Origin of the sequence: Rhodococcus sp. AG1013, from assembly GCF_003350365.1 — a bacterium.
Lineage (GTDB): Bacteria > Actinomycetota > Actinomycetes > Mycobacteriales > Mycobacteriaceae > Prescottella.
Genome location: NZ_QQAT01000015.1, coordinates 89,875 through 114,113, shown reverse-complemented (window position 1 = coordinate 114,113; position 24,239 = coordinate 89,875). Strand labels below are relative to the sequence as shown.

The following is a 24,239-nucleotide window of genomic DNA, read 5'->3' as shown; positions in this document are numbered from 1 at the left end:
CTGACAGCTTGACGGCGGTGGGGACCTCGGTCCCCACCGCCGTTCGTGTCTCGAGACCGCGCCACGGTTCCTCGGCGACGGAGTCGCGCCGTTCTATCCGACGGCGGCGGCCTTCTTCACCCGCTTCCGGGGCGCCGCTCCAGCCTTGCGGGCGGCCGCCTTGGGCGCCGCCGCCCCGTTGCCGGCCGCGGACGGCGTTTCCAGAACTTCCTTCAGGAACCGACCGGTGTAACTCTCCGGTACTGCCGCAACAGCTTCCGGAGTTCCCTCCGCGACCACCGTCCCGCCACCGGAACCACCTTCGGGTCCCATGTCGACGATCCAGTCGGAGGTCTTGATCACGTCGAGGTTGTGCTCGATCACGATCACCGTGTTGCCCTTGTCCACGAGCCCACCCACGACCTTGAGCAGCTTTCGAATGTCCTCGAAGTGCAGGCCGGTGGTCGGTTCGTCCAGCACGTACACCGTGCGGCCCGTCGACCGCTTCTGCAGTTCGGCGGCGAGCTTGACCCGCTGCGCCTCGCCACCGGAGAGGGTGGGCGCGGGCTGCCCCAGCCGGACATAGCCGAGGCCGACCTCGACGAGCGTCTTCAGGTACCGGTGGATGGACGTCACCGGTTCGAAGAATTCGGCGGCCTCCTCGATCGGCATGTCGAGGACCTCGGCGATGGTCTTGCCCTTGTAGTGCACCTCGAGCGTCTCGCGGTTGTACCGAGCGCCGTGACACACCTCGCACGGAACGTAGACGTCGGGCAGGAAGTTCATTTCGATCTTGAGGGTGCCGTCGCCCGAGCACGCCTCGCAGCGACCGCCCTTGACGTTGAACGAGAACCGGCCCGGCTGGTAGCCACGCACCTTCGCCTCGGTGGTGGCGGCGAACAGGGTCCGGATCTTGTCGAACACGCCGGTGTACGTGGCTGCGTTGGACCGCGGCGTGCGACCGATCGGCGACTGGTCGACCTGCACCAGCTTGTCGAGCTGATCGAGCCCGTTGATCCGGGTGTGCCGGCCGGGCACCTGACGGGCACCGTTGAGCTTGTTGGCCATCACGGTCGCGAGAATGTCGTTGACCAGTGTCGACTTCCCCGAACCAGAGACGCCGGTGACCGAGGTGAGCACGCCCAGCGGGAAGCTCACATCGATGCCCTTGAGATTGTTCTCGCGAGCGCCGACCACGGTGACCTGACGCTTACGGTCGACGACCCGACGCACGGCCGGCACGTCGATGGTGCTGCGACCGGAGAGGTACGCACCGGTGAGCGATTCCTGGTTGGTCAGTAGTTCCTTGTAGGTACCGCTGTGCACCACCCGGCCGCCGTGCTCACCCGCGAGCGGTCCGATGTCGACGACCCAGTCGGACGTGCGGATGGTGTCCTCGTCGTGCTCGACGACGATGAGCGTGTTTCCGAGGTCGCGGAGACGCGTCAGGGTTTCGATGAGTCGCCGGTTGTCGCGCTGGTGCAGACCGATGGACGGCTCGTCGAGCACGTACAGGACACCGACGAGGCCGGAACCGATCTGCGTCGCCAACCGGATGCGCTGGGCCTCGCCGCCCGACAACGTCCCGGCCGCGCGGGCCAGCGACAGGTACTCGAGTCCGACGTCGAGCAGGAATCCGAGCCGCGCCTGGACCTCCTTGAGGACCTGACCGGCGATGGCCTCCTCGCGGGAACCGAGGGTGAGGCTGTTCAGGAAGGCGGCGCAGTCCGCGATCGACAGCTCGCAGACCTGCGCGATCGACTTCTTGCCGTACGTCGCTGACGCGATCGTGACGGAGAGGATCTCCGGCCGCAGGCGGGCGCCGTTGCACGCGGGACACGGGATGTCGCGCATGTAGCCGTCGTAGCGCTCCTTCATCTGCTCCGACTCGGTCTGTTCGAGCCGACGGTGCAGGAACGGCATGACGCCCTCGAACTCGGCGTAGTACGAGCGGGTGCGGCCGTAGCGGTTCTTGTACTTGACGTGGACCTGCTCGGTGCTCCCCTCGAGGATCGCCTTGCGCGCCTTGGCCGGGAGTTTGTTCCACGGCGTGGTCATGTCGAAGCCCATGATGTCGCCGAGCCCGGACAGCAGGCGCCCGAAGTACTCGGCACTCTGCCCCATCGACCACGGCGCGATGGCGCCGTCCTCGAGCGAGAGCTCGGGATCCGGGACCACCAGGTCGGGGTCGACCTCCTTGCGGATCCCGAGTCCCGTGCACTCCGGGCAAGCGCCGTACGGCGAGTTGAAGGAGAACGAGCGCGGCTCGAGGTCGTCGATCGCCAGCGGGTGGCCGTTGGGGCACGCGAGCTTCTCCGAGAACCGCCGTTCGCGATCGGACGCATTCTCGTCGCGATCGACGAAGTCGAGCACGACGATGCCCTCGGCCAGGCGCAGCGCCGTCTCGACCGAGTCGGTGAGCCGCTGCTTGGAGCTCGCCTTGACGGTCAGGCGGTCGACGACCACCTCGATGTCGTGCTTCTCCTGCTTCTTCAGCTTCGGAGGATCGGTCAGGGGATGAACCACACCATCGACCCGCACCCGCGAGTAGCCCTGCGAGTTGAGCTGCTCGAACAGGTCGACGAACTCGCCCTTACGGGTACGGACCACCGGTGCGAGCACCTGGAAGCGGGTACCCTCCTCCATCTCGAGGACTTGGTCGACGATCTGCTGCGGCGTCTGCCGCGCAATCTGCTCGCCACAGACCGGGCAGTGCGCGGAACCCGCGCGCGCATACAGCAGGCGCAGGTAGTCGTACACCTCCGTGATGGTGCCGACGGTCGACCGCGGGTTGCGGTTGGTCGACTTCTGATCGATCGACACCGCGGGCGACAGGCCCTCGATGAAGTCGACGTCGGGCTTGTCCATCTGGCCGAGGAACTGACGCGCGTACGCGGACAGCGATTCGACGTAGCGTCGCTGCCCCTCGGCGAAGATCGTGTCGAACGCGAGGCTGGACTTGCCGGAGCCCGACAGACCCGTGAAGACGATGAGGCTGTCCCGGGGCAGATCGAGATTGATCCCTCGCAGATTGTGCTCACGCGCACCTTGCACGATCAGGCGATCCGCCACACGTAGTCCCTTCTCGGTTTCGACCTTGGCGCGGACACACTCGTCCGGGCGCAGCCCATGGTAGGCGTGGGCACCGACAAACTCCCCGACCAGCAGATTTCCCGGTGATCGGCGGCGGCGATCCGCAACGCCCCGATTCGACGGTAGCCTCCCGATCATGGAGCAGCAGCGCATCATCATCGACGACGACTACACCGGCGACCTGTCCGCGGCCTCGGGCGCCCAGCGTCGTACCGTGCCCGGCGCGACGATCGTCAAGATGTCGGTGGGCCCGATGGACAACAACACGTACCTCGTCACGTGTTCCGAGACCGGAAAGTCGCTGCTCATCGACGCGGCGAACGACGCCGAGCGGATCGCCGCGCTCATCGCGCAGCAGGCGCCCCAGCTCGAGCTGATCGTCACGACCCACCAGCACCACGACCACTGGTTCGCGCTCGCCGAGGTCGCCGGCAGCACTGGTGTTCCCACCGCGGCGCACCCGCTGGACTCGGAGATCCTCTCCGTCACCCCCTCGCGTGCGCTGAACGACGGCGACCTCGTGACGGTGGGCGATCTCACGCTCGAGGTGATCCATCTGGCCGGGCACACGCCGGGTGGGATCACGCTCGCCCTGACCGAGAAGAACGACGGCGGCCGCGTCCACCTGTTCACCGGAGACTCGCTGTTCCCGGGCGGCGTCGGCAAGACCCCGGACGCCGAGCGGTTCACGTCGCTGATGGACGACGTCGAGACCAAGCTGTTCGCCCGTTTCCCCGACGACACCGTCTTCTACCCCGGCCACGGCAAGGACTCCACCCTCGGCGCCGAGCGCCCGCATCTCGACGAGTGGCGCGAACGCGGCTGGTAGCCAGGAGCAGGTGGGCGCTGCGCCGGTCAGCCCTCTGTACCGTCTTGCGTGCCCGCACGCAGAAACTCGTCCAGGACCCGGAAGAACCGGTCGGGCTCGTCCAGATGCGGGAAGTGACCGGCGTCGGGGAAGATCTCGATCCGGCTGTTCGGCACTTCCTGTCGAACATTCTCCGTGTGGTGCGCTGGAATCATCGTGTCCTTGCCGCCCCAGACGAGCATGGCAGGCAGAGTTTCGAACCGCGGAAAGTGCTGCTTCGCGCTGACGGTTTGGCCGCGCGGACCCACGACCGCACGGACGGACGCCAGAAACGCTTCCCGGGTGGCCTTGTCGGCAACGGTGCCCAGCGAGCGCCATGTCTCGACGGCACTGGGGCTCGGCTGCACGGGCAGACCCAGGCGACCCAAGTGCCGGAGCGCGGACTCGGTGTTTCGGCGCACCCAGCCGGACGCGAGAATCGGCAGTACCAACTCACTGCCCGGCAATGTCGCCGCCTTGAGATACGTGCTCACCTCGGGGCCGAGTCCACCGCTGCTCACCAGGCACAATCGCTCTACCCGCTCGGGAAAGAGGTACGCCATCTGCATGACGATTCCACCGCCGAGCGAGTGGCCCACCAGTGGCGCCGATGCGATCTTCAGGTATTCCATGAGATCACGCACTGTCGCGGCGTGAGAGCTGAGCGAGTAGTCACCGCGCGGCTTGTCCGAGTCGCCATGCCCGAACAGGTCAGGCGCAACGACACGGTACTTCTCGGCGAGCATGTCGATCTGCGGACCCCACGACTTGTGCGAGCCGAGCAGTCCATGTACGAGGATCACAGGCGGGCCCTCGCCGAGGTCGACGTATGCGAGAACGTCCTTGTGGAAAACTACGGACTCGAACTCGTAGTGCGGCATTGTCGCCCTTCCGTAGCTGGGTCAGCCGACGCATCCCAACCTACAAGCGGATCGGACGCGACGACCAGGGCCGCCACGAAACCGGTCGGGCCCCGGGTGCTCGGGGACCGGCTGCCGGTCGATCCGAAGTTCGGCAAGAACACCGTCGGGCGGATGCGAACGGCGTAGGTTTGGTTCATCGACGAGACGCCCTCGACAGTGGGCGCCGGCGATCGGGGAGCAGACGGCCATGGACACGTCACGAGAGCCCAGTCGGCGATGACGCGCTTCGAGATCGACCCGCGTCGTATCGACGCGGTGATCGTCGATTTCGACGGCGTCACACCGCCACGGCGTGAGTCCGCTGTCGGCACGGACCAGACCACAGCGCTCGAATCCACCGTTGCCCTTGTCCGAGGGCTACAAGCCATCGGAGTCGGCACTGCGGTGGTTTCGTCCGGGCCCCGCTGGGCGCAGGTCCTGGATTCCGGCGGGCTCGGCGACCTGGTCTCGGTCGGGACCGACACCGCGACCACCGGCGGGGCCACGCCGCCCGCGCCGGCCGCGGCAGCCCGCCGACTCGGCAGCCCTCCCGCCCGCGCCGCGGTGATCGTCGGCTCCGCGGCGAGTGCCAGCGCCGCACGCAGCGCTGGATTCGCACTGGTGATTGGAGTGGCTCCCGACAGCCGCTCTGCAGAGTTGCACCGTGCCGGCGCGAATGTGGTGGTGGCAGAGACGGACCAGATCGGCATCCGCACCCACGACCGCCGTATGTCGGAGATCCCCAATGCTCTGACCTCACGGCACCAGGCGTCCGCCATCCTGCGGACCCGGCGCCCAGCAGTGTTTCTCGACTTCGACGGCACCCTGGCACCCATCGTGAATGATCCCGCGGCGGCTGTCCCGGTCGCGGGGATGACGACGGAACTCACCAGGTTGGCACGCTATTGCCCGCTTGCAGTGATCAGCGGCCGCGACCTGTCCGACATCCAGGCGCGGGTCGGTGTGCCGGGAATCTGGTACGCGGGCAGCCACGGGTTCGAGCTCACCGGACCAGATGGACAGTACTACCGGAACGAGGCGGCCTCGGCAGCTGTCGCCGACCTCGAGCGGGTCGCCGAAGCTCTGCGGAAACGCATCGGTGCCGTTCCCGGAATTCTTGTGGAACACAAACGTTTCGGTGTGGCGGTGCACCACCGAAACGTCGAGTCCGACCGGGTAGAAGAGGTCGTCGCCGCGGTACACGAGGTCGCGGCCAGCGAAAGCCGCCTCCGAATCTCGAACGGACGCATGGTGACCGAGCTCCAGCCCGATGTCGACTGGGACAAGGGGCAGGCCCTCCTCTGGGTGCTCGAGCACATCGAGGGCGCAACGGAGCTGCTACCGGTGTTCGTCGGCGACGACCTCACCGACGAAGACGCATTCGACGCCGTAGCCGATACCGGGGTCGGGATCGTGGTCCGCCACGGCGAGCACGGGGATCGGCGGTCGGCGGCGCAGTTCTCGGTGGACAGCCCGGAGGAGGTACGCGAACTACTGCAACGACTGGCGGACCTGCTGGGCAGCGATCCATCGACGACGCCGCCACCAGGAGACCCGTGGACGGTGTTCTTCGAGGGTTACGACCCATCCACCGAGAAGCTGCGCGAGGTCATGTGCGCCGTCGGCAACGGATACTTCGCGACCCGAGGGTGTGCACCCGAAACCGCCGCCGGCGTCGTGCACTATCCGGGCACCTACGCTGCGGGAGTCTTCAACCGTCTGCGGGACGACATCGGGGGAAACCTGATCGAGAACGAGAGCATGGTGAACCTGCCGAACTGGCTCCCCGTGACGTTCCGGATCGAGGATGGGCAGTGGTTCGACATCGACACGTCCGACCTGCTCGAGTTTCGCCAGTACCTCGATCTGCGCCGTGCGGTTCTGACCCGGAGGTTCCGATTCCGGGACGAGGCCGGCCGGGTCACGTCCGTCGTCCAGCGGCGATTCGTCGCCATGCACTTCCCGCACGCGTGTGCGCTCGAGACGACGATCGTGCCCGAGAACTGGTCCGGCCGAATCGAATTCCGATCGGCTCTGGACGGAGCAGTCCAGAACACTCTCGTCGAGCGCTATCGGCGTCTCGACGGCAAGCACCTGACACCGATGCACGCCACCGCCGTCTCGGACGACACGGTGCTGTTGGTGGTGCAGACCAATAAATCGCGGATACCGGTGGCGATGGCGGCCAGGAGCACGGTGTGGCGCGATCACGAGCGCGTCGAGTCCGTGTCGCGCCGCCTCGACGTCGACGGTCGAATCGGGCACGACATCGCCGTCGAAACCGCATCGGGTGAGCCGGTGACGCTGGAGAAGATGGTGACGGTCTTCACCGGCCACGATCATGCGACGTCCGAACCGGGGGACGCCGCCATCCGCTGGCTCGACCGTCTCCCCCGATTCGACGCAGTGCTCGACGGCCACGTCATGGCCTGGGCGCACCTGTGGGACAGCGTGGGTATCGAGCTCGAGGGCCACGGTCACGCTCTGCGGATCGTCCGGCTTCACCTTCTCCAGATGCTGCAGACAGTCTCCCCCAACACTGCAGACCTGGACGCCGGCGTGCCTGCGCGCGGGCTCCATGGAGAGGCGTACCGGGGTCACATCTTCTGGGATGAACTTTTCGTTTTTCCGGTGCTCAACCTGCGCCTACCGACTTTGACCCGGTCGCTGCTCCGCTACCGCCACCGGCGTCTGAGGGAGGCAAGGAGGGCGGCGATCGAGGCAGGCCGAACAGGCGCCATGTTCCCGTGGCAGTCGGGCAGCGACGGCCGTGAGGAGAGTCAGCAGCTACACCTCAACCCGATCTCCGGTCGCTGGATCCCAGACCCGAGCCGACGCCAGCACCACGTCGGAATCGCCATTGCCTACAACGTGTGGCAGTACTACCAAGTCACCGGCGACCTGGAGTTCCTCATCGCTTTCGGCGCCGAGATGCTGATGGAGATCGCCCGCTTCTACGCAGGGCTCGCATCGTACGACGGGGCACGCGGCCGGTACACGATCCGCGGCGTCATCGGCCCCGACGAGTTCCACTCCGGCTACCCGGGGGCGCCCTTCGACGGTGTGGACAACAACGCGTACACCAACGTCATGTCGGTCTGGGTACTTCTGCGAGCTATCGAGGCACTCGAGTTGCTCCCGTTGCAGATCCGGTCGGATCTGATGCAAGCCCTTGGACTGCACACACAGGAGATCGCCCGTTGGAAGGAGATCAGTCGCAGAATGTTCGTCCCCTTCCACGACGGAGTCATCAGCCAGTTCGAGGGGTACGGCCAGCTGGCCGAACTGGATTGGGAACGCTACCGCCGGCGCTACCCTGACATCCAGCGCCTCGACCGCATCCTCGAGGCGGAGGGCGACGACGTCAACTGCTATCGCGCTTCCAAGCAGGCCGACGTCCTCATGCTGTTCTACCTGCTGTCCGCCGACGAGCTACGCGAGCTGCTCGAAGGACTCGGATACGAGTTTCCCGGCGAGAACATCCCCCGGACCATCGACTACTACCTGACGCGCACGACGCACGGCTCGACGCTGAGCAGCGTCGTCCACTCGTGGGTGTTGGCTCGAGCGAATCGGAGCCAGGCAATGGAGTTCTTCGACCGAGTACTCAAATCGGATATCGCGGACATCCAGGGTGGTACTACGTCGGAGGGTATCCACCTCGCCGCGATGGCCGGCAGCGTCGATCTGGTCCAACGCTGCTTCTCCGGGCTGGAGACCCGCGGTGATCGACTCGTGTTCTCCCCGCTCTGGCCCGAATCCCTCGGCACACTGGAGTTTCCCGTCTTCTACCGCGGGCACCGTCTGCTGGTGCAAATCAGTGGGCGACGGGTGCAGGTCAGCGCTGGGGCCGGCACCCAGCCTGCGATCGAGATCGAGTGCCGCGGCCGGGTGGCGGAACTTCATCCAGGATCCACTGTCACATTGAGTTGAGCCCGCACGCTGGAGAACCCGGTAAACAGGTGCTCGGCGACAACCGAACCCGCCCGGCGGCCCGCCGACTTTCCATGCCGGATGGGAGCAGTCTGGCTACGGTGGAAGTCGAACCTAGGTTGGGAGGCCGTCCATGATCGTTCGCCGAATTGCCCGCCCGTTGCTGTCCACCGTGTTCATCGCCGGTGGAATCGATTCCCTGCGAAGCCCGGCACCGAAAGCGCAGGCCGCCGGCCCGTTTCTGGAGAAGAGTGTCGAGACGTTGCCGGCCGCGGTGACCCAGCGGGTCCCGTCCGACCCCGAAACCCTCGTGAAGATCAACGCCGCGGTCCAGATCGGTGCCGGCGCGATGCTGGCGCTCGGCAAGGCGCCACGGGCGTCGTCGCTCGTCCTCGCCGGAACACTGGTCCCGACGACGCTCGCCGGACACGACTTCTGGAACGTCGACGATCCGCAGCAGCGCGCGATGCAACGCATGCAGTTCTTCAAGAACATGACGATGCTCGGTGGGCTCCTGATCGCGGCCGTCGACACCGAGGGCAAACCGTCGCTCGGGTGGCGCGGACGTCGGGCGGCCCGAAAGGCGCAGGCCAAGGTCGCTGACGCCGTCTCGACCAACGGCGACGACCACGCCCTGGCCGTCGTGTCGGACCGAGCCCGGACCGCGGCAGAACAGGCCGGCGAACGCAGCGGTGAACTGCTCGACGCCGCCCGTCAGCGCGGCGCGGTGCTTGCACACCTCGCCAAGGAGCGTGGCACCGAACTCACCGAGGTCGCCCGTGAACGGGGGCCCGTGCTCGCCGAGTTGGCCAAGGAGCGCGGCACCGAGCTCGCCCAGCTTGCCCGCGAGCGCGGCACCGAGTGGGCCGCGACGGCCAGCGAGCAGGGTGAGGTTCTGAGCCGGCGGGCACGGAAGCAGGCCGAGCGGGCACTTGCCACCGCGCGGGCGAAGGCCGCCGAACTCCAGGACTGACCCAGCACACCGGCTCGGAAACTCACACCGTCAAGCGAGGTGATGACTATGCCCACGAATCGCGCGAACGATTCGGACCCGCATCTGAAGGACCAGGAGCTGTACGAAAAGCTCAGGGACGAAGGCGAATCCAAGGAGAAGGCAGCGCGGATCTCCAACGCCGCCGCGAACGAGGGCAGGTCCTCGGTGGGCCACAAAGGTGGCAAGGCCGAGAACTACGAGGACCGCACCGTCGACGAGTTGCGGGAGCGTGCCAAGGAACTCGGGATCACCGGATACTCGTCGATGAACAAGCCCGAACTGATCTCCGAGCTCCGCAACCACTGACGCCCGCAAGTAGCGGGAAGCGAACTCACGTCGGATGGGCGGCGAGAAGGTCGTCGCGCAGGTCCTTGTCCAACGTGACACGGACGAGCGCCGACGCCGGCGGCGCCGTCTCACCGCCCGGCGCGAGCTCGCCCAGCCGCGCCACATCCGCGGGTTCGACGGCCTCCCGATCCGAGCCGGTCACCCGCGCGGGCCGTTCTCCGCCGGCGCCGTGCGGATCAGCTTCCGATTTGCGAACTCGAACAATCCGAGGTCGCCCAACTCCCGCCCGAATCCGGAACTCTTGACGCCGCCGAACGGCAGTTCCGGTTCGGTCGAAGTGGGGCGGTTGATCCACACCATGCCGCTGCCGATCCGGTCCGCGACCGCGCGGGCGCGATCAGGATCCGATCCGAAGACGGCGCCACCGAGCCCGTATCGGGTCGAGTTGGCGAGTTCGACGGCCTCGTCCTCGTCGGCCACGCGATAGACCACTGCGACCGGACCGAACAACTCCTCCTCGAAGGCACGCATTCCGCGCGTCACATCTGTGAGCACCGTCGCCTCGACGAAGGCTCCCTGTCCGTCCGGTCCACGGTTCTCGGGGCGGCCGCCACCCGCCGCGACGGTGGCCCCCTTGTCCAGGGCGTCGTCGATCTGCTCGAGCAGTGTCTGTGCCGCGTCCTCCGACGACAGCGGCGCCAGCGTGGTCCCCGGGTCCGACGGATCCCCGACCACGAGGTCATCGAAACGCCGGGCCAGTCCGGCCACGAAATCGTCGCAGATCGCGTCCGGGACGATGAACCGCTTCGCCGAGACACAGCTCTGACCGGCGTTGAGGATCCGGGCGGCCGCCGCGGCGTCCAAGGTGCCGCCGAGGTCGTCGGCGTCGAGGACGACGAACGGGTCGCTGCCACCGAGTTCGAGGACACACTTCTTGAGGTGCCGTCCGGCGATCTCCCCCAGCGACGCCCCCGCAGCCTCGCTGCCAGTGAGCGAAGCACCCTGCACCGCCGGGTGCGCGATCACACGTTCCACGTCCGAGACGTTCAGGTAGAGGTTGGTGTAGACGCCCTCGGGTGCACCGGCGTCGGAGAACAACCGCTCGAGTTCGTGAGCGGTCTGCGCGCACGAACTGGCGTGCTTGAGCAGCACCACGTTGCCGAGGAGCAGATTGGGGGCCGCGAACCGCGCGACCTGGTAGAGCGGAAAGTTCCAGGGCTCGATTCCGAGGAGCACCCCGATCGGCTCGTTCACCACCTCCGCCGTGCCGTCCGCGACGTCGATGCTGCGCGACCGGAGGAAGCCCGGACCACGCTGCGCGTAGTAGTCGACGATGTCCGCCGCGATGTCCACCTCGGCACGGCTTTCTTCGATCAGTTTGCCCATCTCCCGGGTGACGAGTCCGGCCAGTTCGTCCTTTCGTTCGCGCATCAGCTCGGCGGCACGGGTCAGGACCTGCGCTCGTCGTTCGACCGGCAGCGCGCGCCACCCGTCGAAGGCGTCGGCCGCCCGGTCGACGACCGCGTCCACCTGTTCACCGGCCAGATACGGGTACTCGGCAATCGTCCGGCCGGTGTACGGGTCGACGGTGTGGAACGGCCCTGCACCGGGCCCGGATGTGCCGGTGTGCTGCGTGCTCGTCGAGGTCATGGCCTCTCCTTCTGTTCGACAGCTACGACAGCAGTACCCCCGAACGCGGTCCGCTAAGCCTCGAGCACAGACGGGCGCGACACCGGCCCGATCTCACCTGGGATTCTGCGGCGGACGAGCGGGCGCACTAGACTGCTTGGGCGCTTTTCTGCCGTTCCCGAACCTAGGAGACCTCTTGTCGGACGAGGCCCGTGTGCACCCCGAACTCGAACACGAGCAGGGGTACGTGACGATGCTCTACGAACGTCTCGACGGTCTCCGCGAATACGCGTCGAACCGCCTCGGCCGGGTTCTCCTCGAGACCGGCGGGACACCGCAGGCTCGCAGCGAACGCGAATCGTTCACCCAGATGTACACCGAGGACATCGCCCGCTACGACGCCGCCGAGAACGGTCTGTGTTTCGGTCGCATCGACGTCGACGACGAGCCGCGGTATGTGGGTCGCGTCGGCATCCTCGACGAGGCCGACGACTACGAGACCCTGCTGCTCGACTGGCGTGCTCCCCTCGCGCGTCCCTTCTATCTCGCCACTCCGGCGGCGCCCGAGGGGGTGACGCGGCGACGGCACATCCGCAGCCGCAGCCGGACCGTCACCTCCATCAACGACGAGTACCTCGACCTCGCCGCTGCCGAGGCGAACGGTGACGGCGCGGGGGCCGGTGGTGTCGCCGGCGAGAGCGCGCTGTTGTCCGCGCTCAACGCCGCGCGGACCGGCCAGATGCACGACATCGTCGAGACCATCCAGAGCGAGCAGGACGCCATCATCCGGTCGACCCACAAGAGTGTGCTCGTGGTTCAGGGTGGTCCGGGAACCGGCAAGACCGCGGTGGCGCTGCACCGGGCCGCGTACCTGCTCTACACCTATCGGCAGCAACTCGAGAAGGCCGGTGTCCTCATCATCGGTCCCAACGCCACGTTCCTCGACTACATCAGCCAGGTGCTGCCGTCGCTCGGCGAAACCGGCGTACTGCTCTCGACGATCGGCGACCTGTACCCCGGCGTCCGGGCCACCCGAGAGGATTCGCTCGATGCGGGCACGCTCAAGGGCTCGCTCGCGATGATCGACGTGCTGAAGAAGGCGGTCCGCGACCGCCAGGAGGTTCCGACGGCGCCGATCGAACTGCGCTTCGACACCTACCCGATCACGCTGGACCGCAAGATCGTCACCCGCGCCCGCGGACGGGCCCGGTCGTCGAGGCGCCCGCACAACCTGGCGCGTCCGATCTTCGTGTCCGCGGCCATCGAGGCACTCGCCGATCAGCTCGCGGCCACCCTCGGCGCCAACATCGTCGACGGCGGCAACCTGCTCAGTCGCGACGACATCGCCGACATGCGGGACGAGATGCGTGAGGACCCGTCGATCATGTCGGCGCTCGACGGACTGTGGCCCGACCTGACGCCGCAACAGGTGCTGACGGACCTGCTCCGCTCCCCCGAGCGGTTGGCGTCGGCGGCACCCGAGCTCACCGACGACGAGCGGGCGGTCCTCCTCCGCACCGAGGGCATCGGGTTCAGCGACGCAGACGCTCCGCTTCTCGACGAGCTGGCCGAACTGCTCGGTGTCGACGACGCCGCGGAACGCGAACGCGCGCAGCGACGCTGGCGGGCGCAGATCGCCGATGCACAGGGTGCGCTGGACATCCTCACCGGCTCCGCGCCGCAGGACCTCGAGGATGATCTGGACCCCGAGATCCTCATGGCCTACGACCTCATCGACGCCAGCCAGCTCGCGGAACGCCAGGATCGCGGCCATCACCAGACCACGGCCGAGCGCGCCGCCGGCGACCGGACCTGGACGTACGGACACGTCATCATCGACGAGGCGCAGGAATTGTCGGAGATGGCGTGGCGAATGCTCATGCGGCGCATCCCGAATCGGTGGATGACACTCGTCGGAGACACCGCACAGACCGGCGATCCGGCGGGCAGCTCGTCGTGGCAGGACGTCCTGGGCCCCTATGTGGCGCAGCGCTGGAAACTGACCGAACTCACCGTCAACTACCGCACGCCCGCCGAGATCATGGAACTGGCCCACCGGGTACTCGAGGAGATCGACCCGAGCCAGACCGTGCCGCGGTCGGTGCGCGAATCGGGGTTCGCCCCGTGGGCCGAACAGGTTGACGAATCCGATCTCGTCGATGCGGTGCGACGCCGTGTCGCCGAGGAGACCGGACCCGGACTGACGGCGGTCCTCGCCGGACACCGCTTGGTCGAGGAGCTCGCCGACCTGCGGTCGGATTCGGTCAGCGTCCTCACGGTCAAGGACGCGAAGGGGCTCGAGTTCGACGCGGTCCTCATCGTCGAGCCCGAGGATCTGCTGGACGAATCGCCGCGCGGACTGAACGACCTCTACGTCGCACTGACGCGTGCGACGCAACGACTCGGCATCGTGCACGCACGGCCTCTGCCGGCCGTCCTGGGCCCCCTCGACGCGTCGATCGTCATCTCCGGAAGCTGATCGTCGAACCGGCTCTCCCCGACAGAACCGAAGCGGTACGGTGCCTAGGGCGCCGAGCCGCTCGGCGCCGTCGATGCAACGGCGGATCCCATCAGACGGCCCAGTAGACGGGAAGAATCGTGTCCACTCCGACCTCGCTCCGACGCGGTCTGCGCTCGGTGACGGCAGGTGTGATCGGAGCCGTCGGGATCGTATCCTCGGTCACCGCGTGTGGGGCGCCGGCGGCCTCCGACAGCGCAGCGGCGGCAACGGAAACGGTCACGACCACACCGGCGTCGGAACCCGCGACGACCGCTTCCGACGCCCGCACGGCCCGCTATGCGCGAGCGGTCCTCGCCGGCGGGTTTCCGCCGGTGGTCCCGGATCCGACGCTGTTCGCCGTCGGCGAGGGGGTGTGCCGGCAGCTGGCCGCCGGCACACCCGACGCGGTGGTCCTCGAACAGCTCCGCCCGGTGAGCGACTATGCCGCCAGCCTCTCCGGCGGTGCGCTGACCGGCGAGAGCGCCGCGCAACTGCTGCTGAGCGCCGCTCGCACCGACTTCTGCTGAACGCGGCCGATCAGCGCACGGTGTGCACGATCAGGACGTCCGACGTCGACTTGCGTGCGGCGTCGGACGGCACCGATCCGAGCAGGCGACCGGTGATGGTGTTGAGTCCGCGGTTGCCGACCACGAGCAGGTCTGCCTCGACCTCGTCGACGAGCGCGAGCAACGAATCGACCGGCGCACCGACGACCGCGCGTTCGACGATCTTCTTCGCGCCGGCCGCGACGGCCCGCTCGCGCGCGGTTCGCAGAATCTCGTAGGTGGGCGCCGATCCAGTCACCTGGTAGGCGTCCTCACGCAACGTGTCCTGCGCCGCCTCCGTGTCCTTCGGATCAGCCGGGTAGTACGCGCACGCGATCACCAACTCCGCATCGGCAGCGCCCGCGAGAGCCGCAGCCTTGTCGACAGCACGAAACGACGAATCCGATCCATCGGTTCCGACGACGACGGTCCGGTAGGCGGTCATTCATTCCTCCATGTGTGCAGTTGATCGAGGACGGTGGCTGCAGTGCCCTGTTCGACCGAGATCACCGTTCGCTGCGCTGACACTAGCCGTATCGACGCAGAACCAGGTGGAATTGCGGCACAACATGCTTCATCCCCCGGTGGACGATCCACCCCTGGAACTCATTTCACCACGGGCGCCGTCGAGCACGCGCCATCCGGTCAGCGCGGCTCGCCGTAGCGCGGACCGAACAGGGTGTCCGGGAAGAGCCCGGACTCTCGGACGGTTCGTCGCCACGGCGCCGCGAGCTCGGCCAGCCGTGCCGCGCCGTCCTCGCCCAGGTGGGTCCACGGCGCCGAGGCCAGTTCGTCGGTGAGGTCCTCGACCACCTCACGTAGTTCTCGCCCGTCTTCCGTCAATCCGCCACGCTCGTCGAGCAGTTCGCGATCGCGCAGGCTCGACGCGGCGGCGTCCCACTGGCCTTGCGACCATCCGCGCCGGTTCTGGGCGAACTTCTTCTGGAATCCGATGCCGGCGGCGGTGTGCGTGATCAGCGCGTCGAGGCCCCCGAGTCCGGCGGTCTGCAGTGCCGCCACGTGGCCGTCGCCACGGTACTCGCGTAGCAACGTCAGTGCGTGCCACAGGACGAGGTGGGGCGTGTCGGGCCATTCGAGGGCCGCGTAGCCCGCGTACAGGGGCCGCCCGTCGACGCCCGGGATCCCCTGCGCCGCAATGGCCGCCAGCTGGGCCGCCTCCGACATCTCCGGGGATGCGGTGACCGCTTCTCCGAAGATCCTCCGGTAGGCGGCATCGACGCCGCGGTACCGCGCGTCGGTAATCTCCTCCGGGGCGGCGAGAGTCCAGGCCCGGGGGACGGCGTCACCGATGAGTTCGGGGTTGAAGTTGTAGAAGGTCGCGGCCACGACTCCGGCACCCACCGCCCCCATCGGTGCCGCGCGGCCCGCGAAGTAGGTCATTCGGCCGGATTCGAGCCCGACTCCGACGAGTTCCTGCTCCACCTCGGGGGCGAAGTAGGCGAGCGAGTGCAGCAGTTCGAGTGAGCGGGCGGTGCGTCCGGCGGCATGTGCGTCCATGACCGAGAACGTTAGCGGGCGTTATTTCAGGCCGGCCGCGTCCATCCCCCGCAGTTCCTTCTTGAGGTCGGCAATCTCGTCGCGCAGGCGTCCCGCGAGTTCGAACTGCAGGTCCCGCGCCGCATTCATCATCTGGTCCGTCAATTCCTTGACCAGGTCGGCCAGCTCGGCCCGCGGCATCGACTTCACGTCCCGGCCCTCGTACACCCCGGCGCTGACCGCGCGGCCCGCCTCACCCTGAGCGCGTCGGCCACGGCTGACGTTGCGGCCCGAACCACCGATCTCGACCTCGGTGTCCTCGGCCTCCTCGTAGACCTGGTCGAGGATGTCCGCGATCTTCTTGCGGAGCGGCTGCGGGTCGACGCCCTTCTCGAGGTTGTAGGCGACCTGCTTCTCGCGGCGGCGTTCGGTCTCCTCGATGGCCCGCTGCATCGAATCGGTGATCTTGTCCGCGTACATGTGAACCTGGCCGGACACGTTGCGCGCGGCACGGCCGATGGTCTGGATGAGGCTCGTGGTGCTGCGCAGGAACCCTTCCTTGTCGGCGTCGAGGATCGCGACGAGCGAGACCTCGGGCAGATCGAGACCCTCACGTAGGAGGTTGATGCCGACCAGGACGTCGTACTCTCCGAGCCGCAGTTGCCGCAGCAACTCGACCCGCCGCAACGTGTCGATGTCCGAGTGCAGGTACCGCACCCGGATGCCGAGCTCGAGCAGATAGTCGGTCAGGTCCTCGGCCATCTTCTTGGTCAGCGTCGTGACCAGCACCCGCTCGTCCCGCTCGGTGCGTTCCCGGATCTCGTGGACGAGGTCGTCGATCTGTCCCTTCGTCGGCTTCACGACCACCTCGGGATCAACAAGGCCGGTGGGCCGGATCACCTGTTCGACGAATTCGCCGCCCGCTCGACCCAGCTCGTACGGTCCGGGGGTGGCCGACAGGTACACCGTCTGGCCGATCCGATCCGCAAACTCCTCCCAGGTGAGGGGCCGGTTGTCGACGGCGGACGGGAGGCGGAAGCCGAACTCGACCAGGTTGCGCTTGCGGGACATGTCGCCCTCGTACATCGCGCCGATCTGCGGGACCGTCACGTGCGACTCGTCGATGACGAGGAGGAAGTCCTCCGGGAAGTAGTCGATCAGTGTCGCGGGCGCGGAGCCCGCGGGCCGGTTGTCGATGTGCCGCGAGTAGTTCTCGATGCCGGAGCAGAATCCGACCTGCTTGATCATCTCCAGGTCGTACTGGGTCCGCATCCGGAGCCGCTGCGCCTCGAGCAGCTTGCCGCGGTTCTCCAGGTCCGCGAGCCGCTCCTCGAGCTCGGCCTCGATGCTCTGGACGGCATGCTCCATCCGCTCCGGACCGGCCACGTAGTGCGTTGCCGGGAAGATGCGCACGGTGTCGACCTGCCGCACGACGTCACCGGTGAGTGGGTGCAGGTAGTAGAGCGCCTCCACCTCGTCGCCGAAGAACTCGATCCGCACCGCCAGTTCCTCGTAGGACGGGATGATCTCGACGGTGTCGCCCCGCACCCGGAAGGATCCGCGGGTGAACGCCATGTCGTTGCGGTTGTACTGGACATCGACCAACAGGCGCAGCAGGGCGTCGCGGTCGACCTCGACGCCGACCTCGAGCTCGATCGACCGATCGAGGTACGACTGCGGGGTGCCGAGGCCGTAGATGCACGACACCGACGCCACCACCACGACGTCGCGCCGGGACAGCAGGCTGGACGTGGCGGAGTGGCGCAGCCGTTCGACGTCGTCGTTGATGGACGAGTCCTTCTCGATGTAGGTGTCCGTCTGCGCGATGTACGCCTCGGGCTGGTAGTAGTCGTAGTACGAGACGAAGTACTCGACCGCGTTGTTGGGCAGCATTTCCCGCAGTTCGTTGGCGAGCTGCGCCGCTAGCGTCTTGTTGGGCGCCATCAGCAGGGTGGGGCGCTGCAGCTTCTCGATCAACCACGCCGTGGTGGCCGACTTGCCGGTGCCTGTGGCGCCGAGCAGCACCACATCCTTCTCCCCCGCGCGCAGTCTGCGCTCGAGTTCCGCGATGGCCTCCGGCTGGTCACCGGCCGGCTCGTACTCGCTGACTACCTCGAACCGCGCGTCGGATCGTTCTATCTCGCTGACCGGCCGAAACTCGGAATGCGCGACGACGGGGTGCTCGGATGCAAACGCCATGCGTCCAGGGTATGCGCCGCTTCCGACAAGTTCTGATAACGCCTCGGCGCTCCCCCACCGATCGCCGCTGCCGGACCACCCGATTGCCTGTAATTTCTTGCTGTATGGAGAACGTCGAACAGCACGCGGCCCGAGCCACCTCGGCCGCCCCCGCCGCACCGTCAGGTCCCGTGTTCGTACCGGCGCTCGACATGGTTCCCGCACACCGCCCGAAGATCGAGCACTTCAACATCGCCGAGCGCACCAACACCGACCCCAAGGGATACGTCCGCCCCGTCGAGCACTACCGACTCGAGCCCTGGGGGCTCTACATGGCGCGGACGGCGGATCACCCCACCTTCCACTACCTGGAGTCATGGCTGATTCCGGATCTGGGGATCAGGGCGTCGATCTTCCATTTCCACCCATATCACCAGCGTGATCAGGACCGCTACATCGACATCGGCGATTTCACGTCCGGCCCGGACGTGTGGAAGTCGGAGGACCACTATCTGGATCTCGTCGTCCGCACCGGCCGGGAAACCGAACTCCTCGACGTCGACGAACTGATCTCGGCCACCGCGCACGGGCTGATCTCGACCGGCACCGCCGACCGCGCCGTCCAGAAGGCCATGCGCGCGGTCGACGGGATCGCCGCCCACGGGCACGACACGGATGCGTGGCTCGCATCGAAAGGGATGCCGGTCAGCTGGCGGTGAAACGCGGCCGCGTTCAGCCGGCGGGCGACCACCCGGTGCGCTCGGCCCACTCGCAGGCCCGCTGGTAGCCGAGATCGAACCACGGCGCGAGCGCCGCGGCATAGGTCACGGTGGCCTCGCCCGTGTGCGCGTCGGCGGCGGCCCAGCGGACCGCAACCCTCTTGACCTCGAGGAATTCGGCCCGAGCAGCGGCGTCGGCGCGCAGCCAGTCGCGCAGCAGGAGCGCGAAGCGCTGGCCCGGCCAGCCGTCGACGCGCAGGCTGATCTCCACGGGCCTGCCGGGATCGGCGCCGCCGTGGGTGCGCTTGTCCCACAGCGCCGGGTCGGCCTCGCCACCGACGCCGTACGCCGGCTTCGGCTCGTCGCGGTTCGCATCGACGATGGGCGGAAAACCGGCCGCAGCGAGTGGTTCGGCCAGCGCATCCGCGGTGGCGAGATCGGGAACGGTGATCTGCACGTCGATCAGATCGCGCGCATCCAGACCCGGGACCGCGGTGGAGCCCACATGGTCGATGCGCACCGCACGATCGCCGCACACCGCTCGCAGTCGCGCGACCAGGCGCTCGCCCTGCGCCGCCCACTCCGGATCGGCCGGCCGCACGATCGGCGGCACCGCCACCACCGTCCGCGTGCGCACGTTCGCCTCGAACGGCACCAGCCTGTCCGCGTACAGGGCACGGGCCTGTGCCTCGATCAGTTCCGGTGCGCCGCTGTTGTCGAGCCAGACATCGGCGGCCGCACGACGCTGATCGTCCGACGCCTGCGCCGCGATCCGCGCCCGCGCGTCGACCTCGGGCATCCCTCGCAGCTCGACGAGGCGCCGCACCCGCTCCTCCTCGTCGACGTACACGATGACGACCAGGTTGAACGCCGGTCCCATCCGCCCCTCGACGAGCAGCGGGATGTCCTGCACGACGATGCCGTCGGCGGGCGCGCCGTCGACGAGTTCCGCGGTGCGGGTACCGATACGAGGATGCAGGATCGAGTTCAAGAGCAGTCGCGACTCGTCACTGCCGAACGCCCGCTCAGCCAACGCCGGGCGGTTCAGCGAGCCGTCGGGATGCAGGACGCCGTCACCGAAGGCGTCGACGAGGGCCGCGAGCCCCGGGGTTCCCGGTTCGACGACCTCCCGCGCGATCAGGTCCGCGTCGACGATTACCGCACCCAACTCCGCGAGGACCTTCGACACGGTCGATTTACCGGCTCCGATGCCTCCGGTGAGGCCCACTCTCAACACGCCGACCAGTGTCGCACTAAACACGCCGAAGATCATCAAGCGGCCAAATGTCGTGGTTCCACGACCTGGTCGGATAGCCTTCAATAAGCCGTCCGACCAGCCGATTCGCGATCCGAGTAGGAGAAGCTCATGCGCAGCAATCCCACCCGTCCCGGTCGGCACCGTCTCGGCATGGACAACGGCGTCCACGCCATCCTCATCCCCGAGGTGGCCACTGCACTCGCGGAACACCGCCGCAACTGGTTCACCAGTGTGCTCACGCCCGCCCGCCACAGCTTCGCCTCGATCCGGAAGCGCACGGCGACCATGCCGACCCGATGGGTGCCTGCCGCGGCGAACTGACCGCCCGCGTACGACACACCGCGTACGACACACACTGTGGCCCGATCCGACTCGGATCGGGCCACAGTCGTATGCCCGGACGCACCCAGCGCGGGAACACCGCATACACGAAAGACCCCGGCCCTGTGGGGCCGGGGTCTTTCGGTAGATCAAGCCTGAGTGATCAGGCCGCTGTCATCAGGCGTTGCCCGACAGCTTCTCGCGCAGCGCGGCGAGCTGTGCATCGCTGGCCAGCGAGCCACCAGCGGACTCGGTGGACGCAGCAGCACCCTCGTCGGAGCCCGACTCGGAGGAGTAGTTGGTGCCGGAAGCGCCGGCAGCAGCCTCGGCAGCCTCGTCGGCAGCCATCTTCTCCATCTGAGCGGTGTGCATCTTGTGGCGACGCTCAGCCTCGGCGTAGCGGGACTCCCACTCCTCACGCTGCTTGTCGAAGCCCTCGAGCCATTCGTTGGTCTCGGGATCGAAGCCCTCGGGGAAGATGTAGTTGCCCTGCTCGTCGTACGAGTCGGCCATGCCGTACTTGGACGGATCGAACTCGGCGTTGTAATCCTCGTTCGCCTGCTTCAGCGACAGCGAGATGCGGCGACGCTCCAGGTCGATGTCGATGACCTTGACGAGCGCATCGTCGCCGACGCCGACAACCTGGTCCGGAACCTCCACGTGGCGCTCGGCCAGCTCGGAGATGTGCACCAGGCCCTCGATGCCCTCCTCGACGCGAACGAACGCGCCGAACGGAACCAGCTTGGTGACCTTGCCAGGCACGATCTGGCCGATGGCGTGGGTGCGGGCGAACTGACGCCACGGATCTTCCTGGGTCGCCTTCAGCGACAGGGAGACGCGCTCGCGGTCCAGGTCGACGTCGAGAACCTCGACGGTGACCTCGTTGCCGACCTCGACAACCTCGGACGGGTGGTCGATGTGCTTCCAGGACAGCTCGGAGACGTGAACCAGGCCGTCGACGCCACCCAGGTCCACGAAGGCACCGAAGTTGACGATGGAGGACACGACGCCCTTGCGGACCTGGCCCTTCTGGAGCTGGTGCAGGAACTCGCTGCGGACCTCGGACTGGGTCTGCTCGAGCCATGCGCGACGCGACAGGACCACGTTGTTGCGGTTCTTGTCGAGCTCGATGATCTTGGCCTCGATCTCCTTGCCGACGTACGGCTGCAGATCGCGGACACGACGCATCTCGACGAGCGACGCGGGCAGGAAGCCACGGAGACCGATGTCGAGGATGAGGCCACCCTTGACGACCTCGATGACGGTGCCCTTGACGGCCTCGTCCTTCTCCTTGAGCTCCTCGATGGTGCCCCAGGCACGCTCGTACTGAGCGCGCTTCTTCGACAGGATCAGTCGACCTTCCTTGTCCTCCTTGGTGAGGACCAGGGCTTCGACCTCATCGCCCACGGAGACGACCTCATTGGGGTCGACGTCGTGCTTGATGGAGAGCTCGCGGGAAGGGATGACACCTTCGGTCTTGTAACCGATGTCGAGCAGGACCTCGTCGCGGTCGACCTTGACGATGGTGCCTTCGACGATGTCGCCATCGTTGAAGTACTTGATCGTTGCGTCGATGGCGGCGAGGAAGTCCTCGGCGGAGCCGATGTCGTTGACGGCTACCTGCGGCGAGGTCACGGTGTTGGAGGGCATGTGTTGAGTTGCTCCGGACGGGTTGATAGTCGGTTGATGGTGTTCTGTCAGACAGGTGGACCGGCATGCCGTAGATTCCGGCGAGCGCCGAAATCGACCCGACTTCCAGTCCCCCACGAGGCTCCTGCGCCAACCCGTCCCGTCAATCCTGCAACCGGCCGGGCGTGCGCCGAAGACACTCGCGAGCAACAGGGTACGCGACCTCGAGCTAGCTGGGCAAACTCTCAGATCACCCGGCCGATTCACCTGGCGGTTCGGCGCGGAGAGCCGGTCTCTACCCTTGATACCCATGTCCGACGATCGCCATGCCGCCGCAATTTCCACTCTCGGTACCAGCGGAGTGAGCCGCACCCGGATCGGCACCGAGGCCAGTGAACGCGCGAGCCGCGCGTGGTGGGACGCCGACGCCGACGACTACCACCGCACCCACGGCGAGTTCCTCGGTGTCGACTCCGCTGCCGGTGAGTTCATGTGGTGTCCGGAGGGCCTGCACGAAGGCGATGTGCACCTGCTCGGCGACGTGGCCGGCAAGCGGATCCTCGAGGTCGGCTGCGGCTCGGCGCCGTGCTCGCGTTGGCTGGCCGGCCAGGGCGCGGACGTCGTCGGGCTCGACATCTCGATGGGCATGCTCGCGCGCGGCGTCGCCGCGATGGAACAGGGTGGCCCGTCCGTTCCGCTGATCCAGGCGGGCGCCGAGTCCCTGCCGTTCCGTGACGCCACTTTCGACATCGCGTGCTCTGCGTTCGGTGCGGTGCCGTTCGTCGCGGACTCGGCGCGGGTGATGTCCGAGGTGGCGCGGGTGTTGCGTCCGGGCGGTCTGTGGGTGTTCGCGGTGAACCACCCGATCCGCTGGATCTTCCCCGACGATCCGGGTCCGCGCGGGCTCACCGCCGCGCTCCCCTACTTCGATCGCACTCCGTATGTGGAGGTCGACGACGAGGGCGTGCCCACGTACGTCGAGCATCACCGCACGATCGGCGACCGGGTCCGCGAGGCCGTGGCCGCCGGACTCGAGGTGCGCGACATCGTCGAACCCGAGTGGCCCGAGTGGCTCGACCGGGAGTGGGGCCAGTGGAGCCCCCTGCGCGGCCAACTGTTCCCCGGCACGGCGATCTTCGTCACCCGCAAACCGAACTGAGGGCCCCGCTCACAGCAGCTTGGACAGGAACGCCTTGGTCCGTTCCTGTTGCGGGTTCGCCAGCAGCCGCCTCGGATCGCCCGCCTCGACCACCACCCCGCCGTCCATGAACACCAACTGGTCGGCGACCTCGCGGGCGAACCCCATCTCGTGGGTGACGACGACCATCGTCATGCCGTCGTTCGCGAGCTGCTTCATGACCCCGAGCACCTCACCTACGAGTTCGGGATCGAGGGCCGACGTGGGCTCGTCGAACAGCATGAGCTTGGGGTCCATCGCGAGCGCCCGCGCGATGGCGACGCGCTGCTGCTGCCCGCCCGACAGCTGCGCCGGGTACGCGTCCGCCTTCTCCGCGAGCCCCACCTGGTCGAGCAGGTCGCGAGCGCGTTGGATCGCCTTGGCCCGAGGCACCCTCTTCACCTGCATGGGCGCCTCGATGATGTTCTCGAGGGCGGTGCGGTGCGGAAACAGGTTGAAGTGCTGGAACACCATCCCGATGTCACGGCGCTGGCGGGAGGCCGCACGGGCGCTCAGTTCGTACAGTTTGTCGCCGCGTTCGGAGTACCCGACCAGCTCGCCGTCGACGTACAGCCGGCCGGCGTTGACCCGTTCGAGGTGGTTGATACAGCGCAGGAACGTGGACTTGCCGGATCCCGACGGGCCGATCAGACACAGGACCTGACCCCGTTCGATCTCGAGCGAGACACCGCGCAGCACCTGGAGGGCGCCGAAGTTCTTGCAGACACGGTCGGCCCGCACCATCGGAGT

At 67.4% G+C, this 24,239-nt stretch carries 19 protein-coding genes; 9 read left to right on the top strand and 10 right to left on the bottom strand.

Annotated features, from left to right (window positions below):
- Positions 1–93: 93 nt before the first annotated feature.
- Positions 94–3,051: an excinuclease ABC subunit UvrA gene (gene uvrA, locus DEU38_RS18470; RefSeq protein WP_114722885.1), complete on the bottom strand. Its 2,958-nt coding sequence runs from the start codon at positions 3,049–3,051 to the stop codon at positions 94–96.
- A gap of 157 nt (positions 3,052–3,208) precedes the next feature.
- Between uvrA and DEU38_RS18465 the strand changes: the two genes are divergently transcribed.
- Positions 3,209–3,901: an MBL fold metallo-hydrolase gene (locus DEU38_RS18465; protein ID WP_114722848.1), complete on the top strand. Its 693-nt coding sequence runs from the start codon at positions 3,209–3,211 to the stop codon at positions 3,899–3,901.
- Between the two features lie 26 nt (positions 3,902–3,927).
- Here the strand turns inward: DEU38_RS18465 and DEU38_RS18460 are convergent, their stop codons facing one another.
- On the bottom strand, positions 3,928–4,800 hold the full coding sequence (locus DEU38_RS18460) for an alpha/beta fold hydrolase (RefSeq protein ID WP_114722847.1): 873 nt from the start codon (positions 4,798–4,800) through the stop codon (positions 3,928–3,930).
- Between the two features lie 258 nt (positions 4,801–5,058).
- On the opposite strand from DEU38_RS18460, the gene otsB reads away from it, so the two are divergent.
- The 3 genes from otsB to DEU38_RS18445 all read left to right on the top strand — a co-directional run bounded on the left by otsB (position 5,059) and on the right by DEU38_RS18445 (position 10,054).
- The gene (otsB, locus tag DEU38_RS18455) at positions 5,059–8,754 is read left to right on the top strand and encodes a trehalose-phosphatase (protein WP_114722846.1); all 3,696 of its coding nucleotides are present in this window, start codon (positions 5,059–5,061) and stop codon (positions 8,752–8,754) included.
- Positions 8,755–8,887: 133 nt separating this feature from the next.
- On the top strand, positions 8,888–9,727 hold the full coding sequence (locus DEU38_RS18450) for a DoxX family protein (RefSeq protein ID WP_114722845.1): 840 nt from the start codon (positions 8,888–8,890) through the stop codon (positions 9,725–9,727).
- Between the two features lie 48 nt (positions 9,728–9,775).
- Positions 9,776–10,054 carry a Rho termination factor N-terminal domain-containing protein gene (locus DEU38_RS18445; RefSeq protein WP_114722844.1) on the top strand — a complete coding sequence of 93 codons (279 nt, stop codon included), beginning with the start codon at positions 9,776–9,778 and terminating at the stop codon, positions 10,052–10,054.
- Positions 10,055–10,079: 25 nt separating this feature from the next.
- On the opposite strand, the gene DEU38_RS28555 is transcribed toward DEU38_RS18445, so the two are convergent.
- Positions 10,080–10,238 (bottom strand): hypothetical protein, encoded by a 159-nt coding sequence (locus tag DEU38_RS28555; protein ID WP_181818837.1) that lies wholly within the window; start codon positions 10,236–10,238, stop codon positions 10,080–10,082.
- Positions 10,235–11,686: an NAD-dependent succinate-semialdehyde dehydrogenase gene (locus tag DEU38_RS18440; protein WP_114722843.1), complete on the bottom strand. Its 1,452-nt coding sequence runs from the start codon at positions 11,684–11,686 to the stop codon at positions 10,235–10,237. The genes DEU38_RS28555 and DEU38_RS18440 overlap by 4 nt, the downstream gene beginning before the upstream one ends.
- A gap of 232 nt (positions 11,687–11,918) precedes the next feature.
- Between DEU38_RS18440 and DEU38_RS18435 the strand changes: the two genes are divergently transcribed.
- Together DEU38_RS18435 and DEU38_RS28115 are read left to right on the top strand one after the other, a co-directional pair.
- Positions 11,919–14,144 (top strand): ATP-binding domain-containing protein, encoded by a 2,226-nt coding sequence (locus DEU38_RS18435; protein WP_114722884.1) that lies wholly within the window; start codon positions 11,919–11,921, stop codon positions 14,142–14,144.
- A gap of 119 nt (positions 14,145–14,263) precedes the next feature.
- Entirely contained in the window at positions 14,264–14,692 is a 429-nt protein-coding gene (locus tag DEU38_RS28115) for a DUF732 domain-containing protein (protein WP_147283541.1), read from the top strand.
- Positions 14,693–14,702: 10 nt separating this feature from the next.
- Here DEU38_RS28115 and DEU38_RS18420 read toward each other — a convergent pair whose 3' ends face one another.
- From DEU38_RS18420 to uvrB, 3 genes are all read right to left on the bottom strand, one after another.
- Entirely contained in the window at positions 14,703–15,155 is a 453-nt protein-coding gene (locus DEU38_RS18420) for a universal stress protein (protein WP_114722840.1), read from the bottom strand.
- Between the two features lie 200 nt (positions 15,156–15,355).
- Positions 15,356–16,228 carry an SCO6745 family protein gene (locus tag DEU38_RS18415; protein ID WP_114722839.1) on the bottom strand — a complete coding sequence of 291 codons (873 nt, stop codon included), beginning with the start codon at positions 16,226–16,228 and terminating at the stop codon, positions 15,356–15,358.
- 21 nt (positions 16,229–16,249) lie between these two features.
- On the bottom strand, positions 16,250–18,406 hold the full coding sequence (gene uvrB / locus DEU38_RS18410) for an excinuclease ABC subunit UvrB (protein ID WP_114722838.1): 2,157 nt from the start codon (positions 18,404–18,406) through the stop codon (positions 16,250–16,252).
- 191 nt (positions 18,407–18,597) lie between these two features.
- Here uvrB and DEU38_RS18405 point away from each other — a divergent pair, with 191 nt between their 5' ends.
- Positions 18,598–19,104: a DUF402 domain-containing protein gene (locus tag DEU38_RS18405; RefSeq protein WP_258557995.1), complete on the top strand. Its 507-nt coding sequence runs from the start codon at positions 18,598–18,600 to the stop codon at positions 19,102–19,104.
- 13 nt (positions 19,105–19,117) lie between these two features.
- On the opposite strand, the gene coaE is transcribed toward DEU38_RS18405, so the two are convergent.
- Positions 19,118–20,341 (bottom strand): dephospho-CoA kinase, encoded by a 1,224-nt coding sequence (coaE, locus tag DEU38_RS18400; RefSeq protein WP_181818841.1) that lies wholly within the window; start codon positions 20,339–20,341, stop codon positions 19,118–19,120.
- A 129-nt stretch (positions 20,342–20,470) separates the two neighbouring features.
- Here coaE and DEU38_RS18395 point away from each other — a divergent pair, with 129 nt between their 5' ends.
- Entirely contained in the window at positions 20,471–20,683 is a 213-nt protein-coding gene (locus DEU38_RS18395) for a hypothetical protein (RefSeq protein ID WP_114722835.1), read from the top strand.
- Positions 20,684–20,860: 177 nt separating this feature from the next.
- Here DEU38_RS18395 and rpsA read toward each other — a convergent pair whose 3' ends face one another.
- Positions 20,861–22,333 (bottom strand): 30S ribosomal protein S1, encoded by a 1,473-nt coding sequence (gene rpsA / locus DEU38_RS18390; RefSeq protein WP_013416161.1) that lies wholly within the window; start codon positions 22,331–22,333, stop codon positions 20,861–20,863.
- A gap of 289 nt (positions 22,334–22,622) precedes the next feature.
- Between rpsA and DEU38_RS18385 the strand changes: the two genes are divergently transcribed.
- On the top strand, positions 22,623–23,471 hold the full coding sequence (locus DEU38_RS18385; RefSeq protein ID WP_114722834.1) for a class I SAM-dependent methyltransferase: 849 nt from the start codon (positions 22,623–22,625) through the stop codon (positions 23,469–23,471).
- Between the two features lie 9 nt (positions 23,472–23,480).
- Here the strand turns inward: DEU38_RS18385 and DEU38_RS18380 are convergent, their stop codons facing one another.
- Positions 23,481–24,233 carry an amino acid ABC transporter ATP-binding protein gene (locus DEU38_RS18380; RefSeq protein WP_114722833.1) on the bottom strand — a complete coding sequence of 251 codons (753 nt, stop codon included), beginning with the start codon at positions 24,231–24,233 and terminating at the stop codon, positions 23,481–23,483.
- Positions 24,234–24,239: the final 6 nt, after the last annotated feature.